The organism is Pantoea anthophila, from assembly GCF_006494375.1.
GTDB classification, from domain to species: domain Bacteria; phylum Pseudomonadota; class Gammaproteobacteria; order Enterobacterales; family Enterobacteriaceae; genus Pantoea; species Pantoea anthophila.
Map to the genome: position 1 here is coordinate 1 of NZ_VHIZ01000054.1, position 989 is coordinate 989.

General features: G+C 53.5%; 1 rRNA gene. It reads right to left on the reverse strand.

The features are described 5' to 3' along the window. A 23S ribosomal RNA gene (locus FJW00_RS17275) occupies positions 1-989 on the reverse strand; the annotation flags it as partial.

Genomic DNA, 989 nt, shown 5'->3' on the forward strand with positions numbered 1-989 from the left:
CGACTCACCCTGCTCCGATTAACGTTGAACAGGAACCCTTGGTCTTCCGGCGAGCGGGCTTTTCACCCGCTTTATCGTTACTTATGTCAGCATTCGCACTTCTGATACCTCCAGCATGCCTCACAGCACACCTTCAACGGCTTACAGAACGCTCCCCTACCCAACAACACATAGTGTCGCTGCCGCAGCTTCGGTGCATGGTTTAGCCCCGTTACATCTTCCGCGCAGGCCGACTCGACCAGTGAGCTATTACGCTTTCTTTAAATGATGGCTGCTTCTAAGCCAACATCCTGGCTGTCTGTGCCTTCCCACATCGTTTCCCACTTAACCATGACTTTGGGACCTTAGCTGGCGGTCTGGGTTGTTTCCCTCTTCACGACGGACGTTAGCACCCGCCGTGTGTCTCCCGTGATAACATTCTCCGGTATTCGCAGTTTGCATCGGGTTGGTAAGCCGGGATGGCCCCCTAGCCGAAACAGTGCTCTACCCCCGGAGATGAGTTCACGAGGCGCTACCTAAATAGCTTTCGGGGAGAACCAGCTATCTCCCGGTTTGATTGGCCTTTCACCCCCAGCCACAGGTCATCCGCTAATTTTTCAACATTAGTCGGTTCGGTCCTCCAGTTAGTGTTACCCAACCTTCAACCTGCCCATGGCTAGATCACCGGGTTTCGGGTCTATACCCTGCAACTTAACGCCCAGTTAAGACTCGGTTTCCCTGCGGCTCCCCTATACGGTTAACCTTGCTACAGAATATAAGTCGCTGACCCATTATACAAAAGGTACGCAGTCACACCACAAGGGTGCTCCCACTGCTTGTACGTACACGGTTTCAGGTTCTGTTTCACTCCCCTCGCCGGGGTTCTTTTCGCCTTTCCCTCACGGTACTGGTTCACTATCGGTCAGTCAGGAGTATTTAGCCTTGGAGGATGGTCCCCCCATATTCAGACAGGATACCACGTGTCCCGCCTTACTCATCGAGCTCACAGC